Origin of the sequence: Ahrensia sp. R2A130 (genome assembly GCF_000179775.1) — a bacterium.
GTDB lineage: Bacteria > Pseudomonadota > Alphaproteobacteria > Rhizobiales > Rhizobiaceae > Pseudahrensia.
In genome coordinates this window covers 431877-447969 of sequence record NZ_AEEB01000003.1, presented here as the reverse complement: position 1 = coordinate 447969, position 16093 = coordinate 431877, and the positions used below count along the sequence as shown (strand labels likewise).

Annotated in this window: 14 protein-coding genes; 10 read left to right on the top strand and 4 right to left on the bottom strand. The window is 55.1% G+C overall.

Features of this window, described 5'->3' with window-relative positions:
- Positions 1-45 precede the first annotated feature (45 nt).
- The 4 genes from secD to R2A130_RS02890 all read left to right on the top strand — a co-directional run bounded on the left by secD (position 46) and on the right by R2A130_RS02890 (position 4400).
- Positions 46-2652 carry a protein translocase subunit SecD gene (gene secD / locus R2A130_RS02905; RefSeq protein ID WP_009463490.1) on the top strand — a complete coding sequence of 869 codons (2607 nt, stop codon included), beginning with the start codon at positions 46-48 and terminating at the stop codon, positions 2650-2652.
- A gap of 1 nt (position 2653) precedes the next feature.
- Entirely contained in the window at positions 2654-3064 is a 411-nt protein-coding gene (locus tag R2A130_RS02900) for an Mth938-like domain-containing protein (protein WP_009463488.1), read from the top strand.
- Positions 3061-3891, top strand: coding sequence for a squalene/phytoene synthase family protein (locus R2A130_RS02895; RefSeq protein ID WP_009463486.1), 831 nt, complete (start codon positions 3061-3063; stop codon positions 3889-3891). Before R2A130_RS02900 ends, R2A130_RS02895 begins: the two co-directional genes overlap by 4 nt.
- Positions 3892-3998: 107 nt before the next feature.
- Positions 3999-4400, top strand: coding sequence for a hypothetical protein (locus tag R2A130_RS02890; RefSeq protein ID WP_009463484.1), 402 nt, complete (start codon positions 3999-4001; stop codon positions 4398-4400).
- An 18-nt stretch (positions 4401-4418) separates the two neighbouring features.
- On the opposite strand, the gene trmFO is transcribed toward R2A130_RS02890, so the two are convergent.
- Positions 4419-5834, bottom strand: coding sequence for a methylenetetrahydrofolate--tRNA-(uracil(54)-C(5))-methyltransferase (FADH(2)-oxidizing) TrmFO (gene trmFO, locus R2A130_RS02885; RefSeq protein ID WP_009463482.1), 1416 nt, complete (start codon positions 5832-5834; stop codon positions 4419-4421).
- A gap of 41 nt (positions 5835-5875) precedes the next feature.
- Between trmFO and R2A130_RS02880 the strand changes: the two genes are divergently transcribed.
- On the top strand, positions 5876-6541 hold the full coding sequence (locus R2A130_RS02880; protein WP_009463480.1) for a hypothetical protein: 666 nt from the start codon (positions 5876-5878) through the stop codon (positions 6539-6541).
- Positions 6542-6755: 214 nt separating this feature from the next.
- Here the strand turns inward: R2A130_RS02880 and R2A130_RS17955 are convergent, their stop codons facing one another.
- Positions 6756-6902, bottom strand: a complete 147-nt coding sequence (locus tag R2A130_RS17955) for a DUF1127 domain-containing protein (protein WP_009463478.1) — start codon at positions 6900-6902, stop codon at positions 6756-6758.
- A 177-nt stretch (positions 6903-7079) separates the two neighbouring features.
- Positions 7080-10037, bottom strand: coding sequence for an excinuclease ABC subunit UvrA (gene uvrA / locus R2A130_RS02875; RefSeq protein ID WP_009463476.1), 2958 nt, complete (start codon positions 10035-10037; stop codon positions 7080-7082).
- Positions 10038-10346: 309 nt separating this feature from the next.
- On the opposite strand from uvrA, the gene R2A130_RS02870 reads away from it, so the two are divergent.
- Genes R2A130_RS02870 through R2A130_RS02855 form a run of 4 tightly spaced genes read left to right on the top strand, consistent with a single transcriptional unit; the run spans position 10347 to position 12362 of the window.
- Positions 10347-10862 carry a single-stranded DNA-binding protein gene (locus R2A130_RS02870; RefSeq protein WP_009463472.1) on the top strand — a complete coding sequence of 172 codons (516 nt, stop codon included), beginning with the start codon at positions 10347-10349 and terminating at the stop codon, positions 10860-10862.
- A 9-nt stretch (positions 10863-10871) separates the two neighbouring features.
- Positions 10872-11534, top strand: coding sequence for a thiaminase II (tenA, locus tag R2A130_RS02865; RefSeq protein ID WP_009463470.1), 663 nt, complete (start codon positions 10872-10874; stop codon positions 11532-11534).
- 8 nt (positions 11535-11542) lie between these two features.
- Positions 11543-11935, top strand: coding sequence for a VOC family protein (locus tag R2A130_RS02860; RefSeq protein WP_009463468.1), 393 nt, complete (start codon positions 11543-11545; stop codon positions 11933-11935).
- A 58-nt stretch (positions 11936-11993) separates the two neighbouring features.
- Complete coding sequence (locus tag R2A130_RS02855) at positions 11994-12362, top strand: hypothetical protein (RefSeq protein ID WP_009463466.1); 369 nt, start codon at positions 11994-11996, stop codon at positions 12360-12362.
- Positions 12363-12366: 4 nt separating this feature from the next.
- On the opposite strand, the gene R2A130_RS02850 is transcribed toward R2A130_RS02855, so the two are convergent.
- Positions 12367-12990, bottom strand: coding sequence for a MarC family protein (locus R2A130_RS02850; protein ID WP_009463464.1), 624 nt, complete (start codon positions 12988-12990; stop codon positions 12367-12369).
- Between the two features lie 357 nt (positions 12991-13347).
- Here R2A130_RS02850 and gyrA point away from each other — a divergent pair, with 357 nt between their 5' ends.
- The gene (gene gyrA / locus R2A130_RS02845; RefSeq protein ID WP_040304790.1) at positions 13348-16080 is read left to right on the top strand and encodes a DNA gyrase subunit A; all 2733 of its coding nucleotides are present in this window, start codon (positions 13348-13350) and stop codon (positions 16078-16080) included.
- The last annotated feature ends 13 nt before the right edge of the window (positions 16081-16093 follow it).

Below are 16093 nucleotides of genomic sequence, written 5' to 3'. Positions count from 1 at the left end.
ATCCGCAAAACTTTGGCGGCCGTTGCCGCATAGGGATACCTAACCATGCTGCATTTCTCGCGATGGAAAATGTTCTCCATCCTCGCTGCCGTTTTTCTCGGTATCATGTTGGCGCTGCCAAACATGTTCAGCCAGGAGCAGTTGAAAGCGCTTCCAGACTGGATGCCGAAAAAGCAGATCAGTCTGGGTCTCGACCTTCAGGGCGGGGTGCACCTTCAGGTCAAAATCGAGCGCGATGACATCGTGGCAGAGCGTCTCGAAGCGCTTGTCTCCGATATTCGGCAGCAAATGCGGGACCGGACACAGGGGCCACTTGGTTACAACGGCATTCGCGCCAGCGGTAATGGTGTAACCGTTCGGCTTCTCAGCGCCGCTGATGCGCCAGCTGCCATTGAACGCCTATCTACTTTGACCGAACCCGTGACAAACGCTTCGTCGCTTCTGGGTGGTCTTGGTGTGGTCGAGGTCGAGCAATCTGCACCATCTGATGGTGTCTTGCGCTACGACCTGACCGATGACGGTATTGATGAGCGTCTTCGCTCCGCTGTCTCTCAGTCCATCGAAGTTATCCGCCGACGTGTGGATGAACTGGGTACGACAGAACCGGTGATTCAGCGCCAGGGCGTTGACCGCGTCATCGTACAAGCCCCCGGTTTTGATGATCCGGAACGCTTGAAAGAGGTCATCGGTACGACCGCGAAACTTGGCTTTCACATCGTCGACAACTCTATGAGCGCTGCTGATGCGCTCTCAGGTCCCCGTCCTCCTGTTGGTACAATGGTTGTTCCAACCAGCGACCCTGAAAGCGGTGAAGCCAACGTTCTGATCCAGCGCCGCGTTTATATTTCCGGCGAAGATCTGGTGGATGCTCAGCAGGGTTTCGACCAACGGACCAACGAACCTATCGTGACATTCCGCTTCAATAACAAAGCGTCACAAGCGTTCTGCCGCTTCTCTTCCGGCAATATCGGTAGCCGCTTTGCTATCGTTTTGGACGACACTTCCATCTCAGCTCCAGTCATTCGCGATGCTATCTGCGGCGGCTCTGGCCAAATTTCCGGTAGCTTCAACGCGCAATCCGCAAATGACCTCGCCGTTCTTATGCGCGCTGGTGCATTGCCCGCCGACATTACTTTTGTTGAAGAGCGCACCGTCGGCTCCACACTCGGTGAAGACTCCATCGCAGCTGGTCAGTTCGCTGCTCTGATCGCTGCTATCCTCGTCATCGTCTTCATGCTGATGGCCTATGGCACTCTGGGTATCATCGCCAATCTGGCTCTGGCGGCCAACGTCTTCATCATCATGGGGTTGTTGTCTGTGATCGGCGCCACGCTCACACTGCCCGGCATCGCCGGTATCGTGCTGACCATGGGTATGGCTGTTGATGCAAACGTTCTTATTTACGAGCGTATTCGCGAAGAGAAACGGGCAGGGCGTTCTATCATGCAGGCCGTGGATATCGGCTTCCGGCAGGCGATGGGCACCATTCTTGATGCCAACATCACCACGCTGATTGCGGCCTTCATTTTGTTCTACCTCGGTTCCGGCCCCATTCGCGGCTTCGCGGTTACGCTGGCAATCGGCATCGTGACGTCGGTCTTTACCGCGTTCACGCTTACCCGCCTGATGGTCACGCTTTGGCTTCGCTGGAAACGTCCTCGCGACTTGCCCGGCAGCCTGATAACACTCGTGAAGGCCGGTACGCATGTCAATTTCATGCAGTGGCGTAAGATCAGCTTCCCGCTGTCGGCTGTTTTGCTGGTGGGTTCGCTTGCAACATTCGTGATCTCGAACCTGAACTACGGCATCGATTTTCAGGGCGGAACGCTGATTGAATATCGCACCAAGGCTGCGACAGAGAATGCAACAACGCTTCCGCCTGCTGATCTCGCCGATGTTCGCTCGCGCCTTTCCGAGCTCAATCTGGGCGATGTTCAGGTTTCGACTTTTGGGCAACCAGAAGAATTGTTGATCCGCATCGAAAGCCAGGATGGTGGCGACAACGCCGAACAATCAGCGTTGGCAAAAGTGCGAAGCGCGATGGATGATCACGAGTTCCGCAGGCAGGAAGTTGTGGGACCAACTGTGTCTGGCGAGCTCGCTCAGGCAGGTACTCTTGCAGTTCTCGTCTCGCTACTGGCGATCATGGTCTATATCTGGCTTCGCTTTGAGTGGCAGTTCGCGCTTGGTGCCGTTGCTGCAACCATGCACGACGTGATTTTGACGATCGGATTGTTTGCGCTTCTGCAAATAGAATTCTCGCTATCGTCTATCGCGGCCATTCTCACGATTGTGGGCTACTCGCTCAACGATACGGTGGTTGTCTACGACCGGATTCGAGAGAATTTGCGAAAATACAAGAAGAAGCCCATCCGAACGCTGCTGGATATGTCGATCAACGACACCCTGTCGCGTACCGTGATCACGTCTTTGACCACATTGCTGGCGCTCGTTTCGCTCTACATCTGGGGTGGGGAGGTGCTGCGTAACTTCACCTTCGCGATGATCTTCGGCATCTTGGTTGGTACTTACTCGTCCATCTTCATCGCTGCGCCAATTCTGATCCTGTTCAAGCTGCGGCCTGATGCTTTGGACAAAGGTGCCAACGATGTGTCGCCGTTCGGCGCACAGGAAGCGCAAGAGGTTCGCTGATTTGAGTGAAGAGACCGGCCAGACCCGGCAGACAGGATTGGTCTTTCAACAGGCGCATTTTCCCGGCCGCGCACCGGTGGACAGCTACGGTAATGGCGGTTTTCGTTTTGCCGATATGTCTCACCGGGGTTCAATCCTTTGCCTCCCGTCAGGCATCTACGGTTGGTCTGCCAACCTGCCTACCGACCTGACTGTAGAGAACTTTGCTCAGGTTCTGCAGGAAGACGGGCTTGAGGTTCTTCTAGTGGGAACCGGCACTGATCTGGTGCCTGTCTCGCAGAAATTGCGAGACGCACTATCGGCAAAAGGCATTGCTTGCGATCCCATGGGCACAGGTGCCGCTGCGCGAACGTTCAACGTACTTTTGGGCGAAGGCCGTGCTGTCGGGGCCGCCTTGCTGGCTGTTAAGTGACCGCGCTTAGCCTTGGTCGGGAATATCTTGGGTCCCTGAAACAGCGCGAACCATTATTTTATTTCGCTGACCTTCTTCTACCGGAACCACTACGGGGAACGGCACAAGTGCTGCATGCCTTCCACGGTGAGCTGAATGCGCTTGCTGCGAAATCGACCGAACCAATGGTGGGGCAGATCAGGTTCCAGTGGTGGCAGGAGGTCATCGAGGGCGGGCGTGATAACGAGGCGAAGTCTCATCCACTCGCGTCGCAATTGCTGCTGGGCGTTCAATCAGGTGTTTTCGATCCGCAAATGCTGACGCGAAAAATCGAAGCGCATATTTTTGACCTATACCATGACCCTATGCCCGATTTTCCAGCGTTTGAGGTTTGGTGCGGTGAAACACGTTCGGTTCTGTTCCAGCAGCTTTTGGCAACGGACAGAGCTGTTGATGGCGCATATGCTGATGCCTGCGGTCATGCAGGTGTAGCATTGGGTTATGCCGATGTTTTGAGTTCGCTGCCCCTGCATCGCGCAGCAGGACGACGGTTTTTACCTACAGAATTGTTGCAGCAGCACGAATTGCCGGAAAACGATTGGTTCAGCGCTCCTGATAGACTTCATGTGGATGTGATCCGCGCTGCCGCTTTGTTGGGACTTTCGCATCTCGATAAGGCCTTAACTGCTCTAGCTGCCTGTCCAAGCGATATACGCCCGTTGTTTTCCCCACTTTCGCCACTGCGTTCGACACTCGACATGCTCTCCAAGGCAGGCACCGATGCATTTGAAAAGCCTTGGCGGCTTAGCCAGTTGCGCATGCAATGGCAGTTGTTTCGCGGAATTTAATTTTTATCCGCTACTCTTTGTTCACTCTCTGCCAACCGTTTTCTGATTTTGTACGTGTTGGGGTCATGGGCGTTCGATACACTTAAGACAGTCTGAAGGAGAGCGACATGGACAAGCCACTACTGGAATGGCAAAGGCGTTTGCGCGGTATGGACGAGGCGACCTTGCTCGAAGCCTGGAAGAAGAAATCCAAAGATGATGGCGCTTGGACGCGCGAACCAGGTTGGTTTGCTGTGGTTGCTGCGCGCATGAAGCAACTCGGTAATATGGGCATCGATCTGGATGATGATACGCGCAAAACTCTTTGTCGCACCGCTATAGAAATCATAAACCGGCTTGAACACCAGTTGGCAGACGCCCGCGCTCCACTGCTGAACGAAATCCGAGATCTACATTCGGAACGCGATGAATTCGATCAGAAATTCGGAACGAAGACTGCGCGCTACTACATGTATGAGCAGGGCATTATCGACGTATTAGGCGACAAGCAGCCGTTCTCTGCGCGCTAATACGCACCGTCTCCGCTGCTACTCAGCAGCGGTGGCTTCAGGTTCTTCTGCCAACCAATTTGCCATATCATCAAGCGCTCGGCCGGTTAGCGCACGCTTTTTCGCGATTGCTTTGTCCTTCCCGCGCCAACGACCTTCGTGATCTTCAGGCTTCACGATCTGCACTGGCGGGAAGAGGCCGAAATTGACGTTCATCGGCTGAAAGCTCTTTTTGCCCTGCGGTTCGTCATAAGCGATGTGACCGCGAGTGATATGATTGAGAAGCGCACCCATGGCCGTTGTTTCCGGTGGTAGCTGAGGCTTATGTCCTGCACGTTCCTGCACAATGAAACGGCCTGTCATCAAGCCGATTGTAGCTGATTCCACATAACCTTCGCAGCCGGTGATCTGGCCGGCGAAGCGAACTTCTGGACGGGAACGCAAGCGTAACGTGTCATCCAGCAGGCGAGGGGAATCGAGATAAGTGTTTCGGTGCAGGCCACCTAGTCTCGCAAATTCCGCATTCTCCAATCCGGGGATAAGCCGGAAAATTTCGGTTTGAGCGCCGTATTTCAGCTTCGTCTGGAAGCCGACCATATTATATAACGTTCCCAAAGCGTTATCTTGCCGAAGCTGGACAACAGCGTAGGCTTTGGCCGTCGGGTTGTGAACATTCGTCAGACCCATTGGTTTCATCGGGCCGTGGCGCGGGGTTTCACGACCGCGCTCCGCCATAATTTCGATGGGGAGGCAGCCATCGAAATATGGTACGTTCTCCCACTGTTTGAATTCGGCCTTATCGCCTGCGATCAATGCATCAATGAAGGCTTCGTATTGGTCGCGGTCCATTGGGCAATTGAGGTAGTCTTTGCCTGTGCCGCCGGGCCCGACCTTGTCGTAGCGCGACTGGAACCAAGCCTTATCCATATCAACACTGTCGAAATGGATGATGGGAGCGATTGCATCGAAGAATGCGAGGGCATCTTGTCCGGTTTCTGCAGCAATGGATGCGGCTAGGTCCGGCGCTGTCAGCGGACCGGTGGCGATGATCGTCGTTCCCCAGTCTTTCGGTGGCAGGCCCGTCACCTCTTCGCGGATGAGCGTAATATTGGGGTGCGCGTCGATAGCGTCGTTGACCTTACCGGCAAACAACTCGCGATCGACGGCAAGCGCGGAGCCTGCGGGCACCTGCGTTTCGTCGGCACAACGCATGATCAGCGAGCCGGACATCCGCATTTCCTGATGCAACAGGCCAACAGCGTTGGCTCGGGCATCATCAGACCTGAAGGAATTGGAGCATACCAATTCTGCCAAACGGTCTGTCTGGTGGGCTTCTGTGCCGCGTATGCCGCGCATTTCGTGCAGGATGACGTGGTGACCGGCTTCAGCCAACTGCCAAGCTGCTTCGCTACCGGCCAAACCGCCGCCGATGATGTGTACTGGATTATCGCTCATGCGTTCGTCTAGAACGCCCGTTGCATGGTGACAACAGCCTATTGCTGGACTGTATCGGGCCGCTGGTCGCACCATGGTTGTTCGGCTACACCAAACTTATGAAACCCGCTCTCTCCATCATCTGCATTTCGCTTGGTATGTTCGCCGCTGGCTGCACATCGTCCATAGACCGTACGATTAGCACCTATGGCGCTGCGGGAACGCCCATGACGATTTGCTCGGGCTTCGGATGCGCGATCAAAGACAAGATGGTCTTTTCAGAATCTGACAGAAACAGCTTCGCACTGGCTATGGACACTGCGGATGATGCAAATGCCGAGCGGGCTGCTCTACGCAAAACCATCGGTCTTATGGAAGCCGCCACCCGCCGAAACCTGCGCCAACGGGCGGACAATCCATTTTCCTATCAAATTGATCGGGGAAAACGTGGGCAGATGGATTGTGAGGATGAGTCTCTCAACACGACCCGCTACCTGACATATTTGCAGGCCGAAGGGTTGTTGAAATTCCACAAAGTGAACCGGCATTACGCCAATCGTGGCGTTCTGCTGGATGGTCGCTATCCGCACAAAAGTGCGCGCATAAAAGCGGATGACGGTTCCGATTGGGCTGTCGATCCATGGAAGACCGCAACAGGCGGTGCTGCCGAAGTGATGCCACTGAAACAATGGTATCGTGAGCGGAACAGTGCCTCTCAATACGAATAACGCGACTAACATCTAAGCTAGTTGCAGAAACAAAAACGCTCGCTGCGGGAGGAGCAGCGAGCGTTTCTAGTTTGCTCTGAGAAGCTTGGGAGGAGGTGCCTTCAGAGCGAATTCGACCCATCATGGGAGGGTTGATGGATCGAAATTTTTATTTTCATCTTTCAAACTCGTGGCGCGGGAATATGTTCCCGAAACACTTGTCGAAAATTATTATTTAGCTGCGGACAGCGCGTTTAGCGATGAACGGAATGTCGCCGCGGGAAATGCCGAGGTCGTTCAGTTCACGATTAGACAAGCCGTTGAGTTCGTTGCGCGTCTGACGAACGCGGTTCCAAGTGCGGATGTTGTCGAAGAGGTCCATGGTTTCGTTCCTTGATGTGGTGCGAACCAATCAGCGGCCCGCCATTTGCAAAGCGCGTTGCCTGTGCATCGCGTAACCCACATCTAGGACTCTGGGCGAATTTGACGAGGGCTAAATAGGCATTGCAGCTATGCAATGAGTGCATTGCCCCTTACGTAAACGTAATGCCTTATTAATCTATTCTGCAGCAGCCAAATTCGAGCCTGAACGTCGCTTTAAAAGGTCTTTCAAAAAGGTGCCTGTATGGGAGCGCGGGGCTTCAGCAATCTCTTCAGGTGTGCCCATGGCGACCATTTCGCCACCGCCGTCTCCGCCTTCTGGGCCGAGGTCCATGACAAAGTCAGCGGTCTTGATGACTTCAAGGTTGTGTTCGATGACAGCAACTGTGTTTCCGCTGTCCACAAGCTCATGAAGAACGTCCAACAGTTTGGCGACATCGTGAAAATGAAGGCCTGTGGTGGGTTCATCCAAGATATAGAGCGTGCGACCGGTGGCGCGCTTTGATAGCTCCTTGGAGAGTTTCACCCGCTGCGCCTCGCCGCCAGAGAGTGTGGTCGCCTGTTGGCCGATTTTGATATAATCGAGCCCGACCCGTTTCAGCGTCTCCATCTTGTCGCGCACGGAGGGGACCGCAGAAAAGAAGGTGCAGCCCTCTTCGACGGTCATATCCAGAACGTCTGCAATGGACTTTCCTTTAAACTGCACCTCCAACGTCTCGCGGTTATATCTTTTGCCGTCGCAGACATCGCACGTGACATAGACGTCCGGCAGGAAATGCATCTCGATTTTGATGACGCCGTCGCCCTGGCAGGCCTCGCAGCGCCCGCCCTTCACATTGAACGAGAAACGGCCCGGCATGTACCCGCGCGCTTTGGATTCCGGCAGACCTGAAAACCATTCGCGGATCGGGGTGAAAGCGCCGGTGTAAGTGGCCGGGTTGGAGCGCGGCGTGCGGCCGATGGGCGACTGGTCGATGTCGATGATCTTGTCGAGATGTTCGAGACCTTCGATCCGGTCGTGTTTGGCCGGTTGGGCTCGTGACTTGTTGATGTGGCGCGAAGCCGCTTTGTAGAGCGTTTCGATCAGGAATGTGGATTTGCCGCCGCCGGACACGCCGGTAACTGCGGTGAAGGTGCCGAGCGGAATTTCGCCATCGACGTTTTGCAGGTTGTTGCCGGACGCACCAAAGACTTTAAGCATTCGTTTGGGGTCGATAGGGCGCCGTTCAGCAGGAACTTCCACCGCCAACTCCCCTGACAGATATTTACCGGTGATCGATTTTTTGGACTTCATGATCGCGGCTGGCGTGCCTTGCGCGATAATCTCGCCGCCATGGATGCCAGCATGGGGGCCGATATCGACCACATGGTCTGCAGTCATGATCGCGTCTTCATCGTGCTCGACCACAATGACTGTGTTGCCGAGGTCGCGCAGATGGCGAAGCGTTTCCAGCAAGCGGGCATTGTCGCGTTGGTGCAGGCCGATTGACGGTTCGTCCAACACATAAAGTACGCCGGTGAGGCCGGAACCGATCTGCGAGGCGAGGCGGATGCGTTGGCTTTCGCCACCGGACAAAGTGCCGGAATTGCGCGATAGGCTGAGATAATCGAGGCCAACATCATTCAGAAACTGAAGCCGTTCGCGAATTTCCTTCAGAATGCGGGAGGCGATTTCGTTTTGTTTGGCGGTCAACCGGTTTGGAAGGTCCGCGAACCAGTCATTGGCGTGACGAATGGACAGCTCAGCCACCTGCGATACATGCCTACCGTCGATCTTTACAGCTAGCGCTTCCGGTTTCAGCCGGTAGCCTTCGCAAGCGAGGCATGGCTTGCGGGACATGTATTTTTCGATCTCTTCGCGCATCCACGAAGAGTCCGTCTCTTTCCAACGCCGTTCGAGATTTCCGATCACGCCCTCAAAGGGCTTTTTCGTCTTATAAGTGCGTAAGCCATCGTCGTATTTGAATTCGACGGCCTTGCGACCGGTTCCAAACAGAATGGCGGTTTGGGCGTCTGCGGATAGCTTATCCCAAGTGTCCGAAATCTTGAAACCGAACACCTTGCCGAGCGCGGAAAGGGTCTGCGCGTAATAGGGTGATGGGGATGAGGATTTCGACCATGGCGCGATGGCGCCTTTATTCAAAGCAAGTGAACCGTCGGGAACGACAAGATTTTCATCCATCTTCTGCTGAGATCCCAAACCATCGCAGGAAGGGCAGGCGCCGAAGGGGTTGTTGAATGAGAACAAGCGCGGCTCGATTTCCGGAATCGTAAAGCCGGAGACCGGGCAGGCGAATTTCTCAGAGAAAATAATGCGTTCGTGAGTGTCGTTCTTCGACTTGTTCTTGGAGCCGCCGGCTGCAGTTTCTGATTCCGGCAACGGCTTGTCGGCCAATTCTGCGACTGCCATGCCGTCCGTCAGGCGAAGCGCTGTTTCCATTGAGTCGGCAAGGCGTGTGGCCATGTCTTCGCGCACAACTATGCGGTCCACCACCACGTCGATGTCGTGTTTAAATTTCTTGTCGAGGGCAGGGACGTCGGCTATTTCTAAAAACTCGCCATTCACTTTGACGCGCTGGAAGCCTTTTTTCTGAAGTTCGGCGAACTCTTTCTTGTACTCGCCCTTACGGCCCTGAACGATGGGGGCAAGAAGGTAGAGGCGCGTGCCTTCTTTCAGATCCATGACCCTATCGACCATCTGGCTTACGGTCTGGCTTTCGATGGGGAGGCCGGTCGCTGGCGAGTAAGGCACACCGGTGCGGGCGAATAGCAGGCGCATATAGTCGTAGATTTCGGTTACGGTGCCGACGGTGGAGCGCGGGTTCTTCGATGTTGTCTTCTGTTCGATGGAAATGGCGGGCGACAGGCCATCAATCTGGTCGACATCCGGCTTCTGCATCATCTCGAGAAACTGGCGGGCGTAAGCTGACAGCGACTCGACATAGCGGCGCTGACCTTCGGCATAGATGGTGTCGAAGGCGAGTGACGATTTGCCGGAACCGGACAGGCCGGTCATCACGATCAACGAGTCTCGAGGCAGGTCGATATCGACATTCTTCAGGTTATGCTCGCGCGCACCGCGCACCGAGATGAACTTGTCGTTGGGCTTTTTGCGGGCTGTCTTTTTCGCGGCCATTGGTCGTCCTGCATGTAATTCGGTCTGTTACAACCGTTGGCTTGAGCTACACCCGTGGTTGCTTGCGTCGCAACCCGAACAGGTCCGTCTTCAACGCATCACCCCCAACCCCGTTGCCGCACCTTTGTTCTGATGGCGGGCTGTTGTCACACGGAAATAGAACATATACAGAACATTATCGCGTCACGCAATCTGCTGAAAGCAGTGGATAAGGGTGCCAACGAGCGCGAACGTGGCGGCGCGATGTGGTGAATAAGACAGCGAGAGCGGCAGCCATAAGCGTGCCGCCGAAAAGTGTAGGAGAGTTTCATGGCTGGTAGCGTCAATAAAGTGATTTTGGTGGGTAATCTGGGGCGTGATCCGGAAATTCGCCGCACGCAGGATGGCAAGGCTATTGCCAACTTCTCCATTGCGACCTCTGAAACATGGCGCGACCGCAATAGCGGCGAACGTCGTGAAAAGACCGAATGGCACCGCATCGCCTGCTTCAACGAGGGCTTGAACAAGGTCATCGAACAGTATGTGAAGAAGGGCTCGAAGGTTTACATCGAAGGCCAGCTTCAGACGCGCAAATGGACCGACAATGCCGGTGTTGAAAAATACACGACTGAAATCGTGTTGCAGAATTTCACAGGCGTTCTCACCATGCTCGACAGCCGTAACAGCGGTGGCGACGGCGGCGGAGACAGCTTCGGCGGTGGTGGCGGCGGGGGTCAGATCGGTGGATCCGGCGGCGGAAACTACGGTGGCGGCGGTAGTGGGGGCGGCAACCAGGGTGGTGGCTTCCCAAGCGGCGGCGACATGGATGACGATATCCCGTTCTAGGAGTGTATCTTGTCCGGTCTCTTTGAGCGTTTGAAAGCTGATTGCGCTAGCGAATGGTCTGCTTACGTGGACCATCCGTTCGTCGCGGGTTTGGGCGATGGGTCGCTTCCGCAGGCTTCCTTTCAGGATTATCTAAGGCAGGACTATCTGTTCCTCATCCAGTTCGCCCGCGCCTACGCGCTTGGCGTTTACAAAGGGCGTGATCTTGCGGAGATGCGTGGCGCCCTCGAAGGTTTGAAGGCCATTCTTGATGTGGAAATGGACCTGCATGTGCGCCTGAGCGCACGATGGGGCGTGACCGCAGAGCAGTTGGAAAACACAGTCGAGAAGAACGGCACCATCGCTTACACGCGCTTTGTTCTTGATGCCGGGCAAGCCGGTGATCTGCTTGATCTATTCGCAGCCTTAGCGCCCTGCATGATCGGTTATGGCGAAATCGGTAAGCAATTGGCGGCGCAGGGTGCCGCAACTGAAGACGCTACGTACGGTGAATGGGTGCGCGAATATGCGTCGCCCGAATATCAGGAGGTTGCCCAATCCGCGCGGGACAATCTGGATCGCTTGGCTGAAACGCTTTTGACCGAGGCGCGCTATCCGCATCTGCGGAAATTGTTTGCGAAGGCTTCATTGTTGGAAGCTGATTTCTGGCAGATGTCTTGGGATAACAGATAGGTAAGGCGTTGAAGCAACGTCTCACCCACATCGCATTGGTCGTAGCCGACTACGACGAAGCAATTTCTTTTTATTGCCAAAAGCTGGGCTTTGACCTGATCGCAGATGAGGCGCAGCCAAAAGAGGACAAACGTTGGGTGTTGGTTCGGCCACCAGGGGGCGATGGGTGTTCAATTCTTCTCGCCAAAGCCCGGGTCGGTCAGGAACATGCCGTCGGCGACCAGTGTGCGGGGCGTGTTTTTCTCTTTTTAGAAACTGACGATTTTGATCGCGATTTCCAACGATACGTGTCTGCCGGGGTAAACTTCATTCGGGAACCCAAGACCGAGGCCTATGGAACGGTTGCCGTTTTCGAAGATCTGTACGGAAATCTCTGGGATCTGGTAGAATTCACGAAATAGCCGCGCTGATTTTCGCGTGATATGCTCTCGTGTCGCTCCAGAATTTCGAGAATTTCCCATGCCAGTCAAACGCCTGCTTCTCAGCTTAACCGTTCTTGCCGGTCTCACTGTTCCTGCTTTGGCCGGTGATGTCGTGGTGGATAAGGTGAAAGCCAGCCAAGGCAGTGATGGAACATGGCGGTTTGACGTGACTTTGAGCCATACAGATGAAGGCTGGGATCACTACGCTGATGCCTGGGAGGTTCTGGCGCCTGATGGTACGTTGCTGGCGCGGCGAGAGCTGGCCCATCCCCATGTTGAAGAGCAACCGTTCACCCGCTCGAGATCAGGCGTTCAAATTCCCGATGGTCTCGATCACGTTATGGTTCGCGGACGTGACAAGGTTCATGGATATGAGGGTGCTGCTGTTCGCTACGACTTGCCGTAGGGTGTCAGCCCAGCAGTTGCTTCATGCCGTCCGCCACGAATTGTACGGACAATGCGGCCAGCAGAATGCCGAACAGCCGCGTTATCACCATGCCGGTGGTTTCACCCAATATGTCGTTCAGCCGGTTTGCTAACAAGAGTGCCACAAGCAGGATCAGGCCGACTGAAAGCACGATGCCCGTCAGCGCACCGTATTCGGCAATTGTCGTGAAATCGCTGGACAGCAAGATCGCCGCTGAAATAGCGCCCGGCCCGGCTATAAGTGGAATAGCGAGTGGAAATACTGCGATGGAGCGCATTTCCTGCGTGCTCAATGCACGCTGGGCCTGATCCTCGCGGCGTTCTTGCCGTTTTTCAAAGACCATCTCAAAGGCCGTATAGAAGAGCAGCAGGCCACCTGCGACACGGAAAGCGGGCAGGCTGATACCCAGCAGTTCCAGCAGTGGTGCGCCGATAATCATAAACAGCAATATGATGCCGATACCCAGCAACGTGCCGAACAGCGCAATCTTGCGCCGCGCCTCGCCTGACAAGCCCACCGTTAGCGCCAGAAAAATAGCGATCTGACCGGGAGGGTCGATGGTAACGAAAAACGTCGCGAAGGCGTTTAGCATCTGATCTGTGGTCATGGCGGTGCCTCTTAAACCGGTCTCTCACCATCCATCACTACTCCGCGCGAGCGGTTTCGTCATGGCCAGATTGGCAACAGACGGGTTTTGCCAACCGCTTTCTGCAAGCTTTATTCATGTTTGGTCGAAAATCCGCCCAACGTATTGATAAGTTGCGGTATTTCATCCCCATCCGAATGCCCTGCAATTGGAGGTCATCTCGCCGATGGTGTAAGATCGTTTCACTGTTTCGGCATTGATTCTGCCGACAGATGGAGAAGCAATTTGGCCGACGAAAACGATAACGAAACCGATCGCGACGACAACGTAGAATCTGCCGGAAATGACGGTGGAGACGGCGCGTCGAATGATGGCGCTATAGTCCCGTCCGCACACGAAAATATCTCTATCGTCGATGAGATGCGCCGGTCTTATCTCGACTACGCCATGAGCGTGATCGTCAGCCGTGCGCTTCCCGATGTGCGTGACGGCCTGAAGCCTGTTCACCGCCGCATTCTGTATGCGATGCACGAAATGGGCCTCGACCACACGAAATCTTACCGTAAGTCCGCCGCCGTCATTGGCGAGGTGATGGGCAAATATCACCCACATGGCGACTCTTCGATTTATGATGCTCTCGTTCGCATGGCGCAGGATTTTGCCATGCGCCAGATGCTTATAGATGGGCAGGGGAATTTCGGCTCCATCGATGGCGATAAACCCGCTGCAATGCGTTACACCGAGTGCCGTTTGGCGCGTATTTCGGACGTGCTGCTGGACGATATCGACAAGGAAACGGTTGACTTTCAGGCGAATTATGACGGTTCCCAGCGCGAGCCGATGGTTCTGCCTGCACGTTATCCCAACCTGTTGGTCAACGGCGCTGGCGGTATTGCTGTCGGTATGGCGACAAACATTCCGCCACATAATCTGGGTGAGGTAATCGACGGTTGTCTCGCTATGATCGACAAGCCGGATATCGAACTTGCCGAACTTATGGAGCTCATTCCCGGTCCTGATTTCCCCACCGGCGGTATGATTTTGGGTCGTGCGGGCATCAAATCGGCATACGAAACAGGCCGTGGCTCCGTCATTATGCGCGGCAAGGCCCATATCGAAACAAGTGGCAGTGACCGCGAGGCGATCATCATCAATGAAGTTCCCTATCAGGTGAACAAGGCATCGATGGTGGAGAAGATTGCGGAGTTGGTGCGCGACAAACGCATCGAGGGCATTTCTGCCGTTCGCGACGAAAGCGACCGCCAAGGCTACCGTGTTGTTATCGAGGTGAAGCGCGACGCAGTTGCAGATATCGTGCTGAACCAGCTTTATCGTTACACGCCGTTACAAAGTTCTTTCGGTTGCAACCTTGTTGCGCTGAACGGCGGCAAGCCTGAGCAGATGAACCTTGTTGACATGCTGCGCGCGTTTGTCGGCTTCCGTGAAGAGGTTGTCACCCGCCGCACGAAATTCCTGCTCAACAAGGTTCGCATTCGTGCCCACGTGTTGGTCGGTCTTGCCATAGCAGTCGCCAACATCGACGAGGTGATTGCGCTTATTCGTAAGGCACCAGACCCTGCGACGGCCCGCGCGCAACTCATGGAACGTCGTTGGCCGGCGAAGGATGTTGCACCGCTGATTGCGCTAATCGACGACCCGCGTCACCGCATCAATGAAGACGGCACGTATAATCTCTCCGAAGAGCAAGCGCGTGCCATCCTTGATTTACGGCTTCAGCGTTTGACGGCTCTTGGCCGTGACGAAATCGCCGATGAATTGAACCTGATTGGCGCGGAGATCGCGGACTATCTCGATATTCTATCCAGCCGTGCCCGCGTGCTTGATATTGTCCGCACGGAGTTGGGGGAGGTTCGCGAAGAATTTGCTAATCCGCGCCGCACTGAAATTATCGACTCCGGCTACGAGCACGATGATGAAGACCTCATTGCTCGCGAGGAAATGGTCGTGACGGTTACCCACGGCGGCTACATCAAGCGTGTTCCGCTGGCCGCTTATCGCGCGCAGGCGCGGGGGGGCAAAGGCCGTTCCGGAATGTCGACCAAGGACGAAGATTTCGTCACACGGCTTTTCGTGGTCAACACACATACGCCTGTGCTGTTCTTCTCGACGCGTGGCATCGCCTACAAATTGAAGGTCTGGAAACTGCCGCTGGCGCAGCCGCAGGGGCGCGGCAAGGCGATGGTCAACCTGTTGCCGCTGCAAGCTGGCGAAACGATTACGACCATTATGCCGCTGCCGGAAGATGAGGGCAGTTGGGATTCGTTGGACGTTATGTTTGCGACAACACGCGGCACAGTGCGCCGCAACAAGCTATCGGACTTTGTGCAGGTAAACCGCAATGGCAAGATTGCCATGAAGTTGGACGATGAAAACGATGGAATTATAGGTGTCGAAGTCTGCTCGGCATCCGATGATGTGCTTCTGACGTCATCTGCTGGTTACGGCATTCGCTTCCCGGTTGATGATGTCCGCGTGTTCAACAGTCGCAATTCCGTTGGCGTTCGCGGCATCCGCATGGGTGCGTCCGACCACGTTATTTCCATGGCGATCATGCGCGGTTTCGCAGCCACGCCCGAAGAGCGCGTTTCCTACATCAAGCAGGCATCAGCATTACGCAGAGCGGCTTCTGCTGATGATGGCGAGGATGCAGATCTGGACGTAGTAGCCGATGATGAAGAAGTGACGGTTGCAAGTTCGCTTCCTGAAGAGCGCTATATTGAAATGGGTGCGGCAGAACAGTTCATCTTGACCATTACCGACCAGGGCTATGGCAAGCGGTCATCCAGCTACGATTTCCGAAAGTCCGGTCGTGGTGGCAAGGGCATCAAAGTGACCGATGTTTCCAAGGAAGGTGAGATCGGCCAGTTGGTTGGGGCGTTCCCGGTGGAAGATTCTGACCAGATTATGCTGGTGTCGAATTCCGGCCAGCTTATCCGTGTGCCTGTTGATGGCATTCGTTTTGCCAGCCGCAGCACCAAGGGTGTTCGTGTCTTCCGCACTGCGAAAGACGAGTCCGTGGTCGCGGTCGAGCGCATCTCTGAAGTACAGGATGACGATGAGGAAGATACAGCTGAGGATTCCGAAGCTTGATTTTTCGATCGCT

What these genes read in the sequence shown, in the direction of transcription:
- secD (WP_009463490.1), top strand. Translation starts at nt 46, where the DNA reads ATGCTGCATTTCTCGCGATGGAAAATGTTCTCCATCCTCGCTGCCGTT.
- R2A130_RS02890 (WP_009463484.1), top strand. Translation starts at nt 3,999, where the DNA reads ATGGACAAGCCACTACTGGAATGGCAAAGGCGTTTGCGCGGTATGGAC.
- trmFO (WP_009463482.1), bottom strand. Translation starts at nt 5,834, where the DNA reads ATGAGCGATAATCCAGTACACATCATCGGCGGCGGTTTGGCCGGTAGC.
- R2A130_RS17955 (WP_009463478.1), bottom strand. Translation starts at nt 6,902, where the DNA reads ATGGACCTCTTCGACAACATCCGCACTTGGAACCGCGTTCGTCAGACG.
- uvrA (WP_009463476.1), bottom strand. Translation starts at nt 10,037, where the DNA reads ATGGCCGCGAAAAAGACAGCCCGCAAAAAGCCCAACGACAAGTTCATC.
- R2A130_RS02870 (WP_009463472.1), top strand. Translation starts at nt 10,347, where the DNA reads ATGGCTGGTAGCGTCAATAAAGTGATTTTGGTGGGTAATCTGGGGCGT.
- R2A130_RS02855 (WP_009463466.1), top strand. Translation starts at nt 11,994, where the DNA reads ATGCCAGTCAAACGCCTGCTTCTCAGCTTAACCGTTCTTGCCGGTCTC.
- R2A130_RS02850 (WP_009463464.1), bottom strand. Translation starts at nt 12,990, where the DNA reads ATGACCACAGATCAGATGCTAAACGCCTTCGCGACGTTTTTCGTTACC.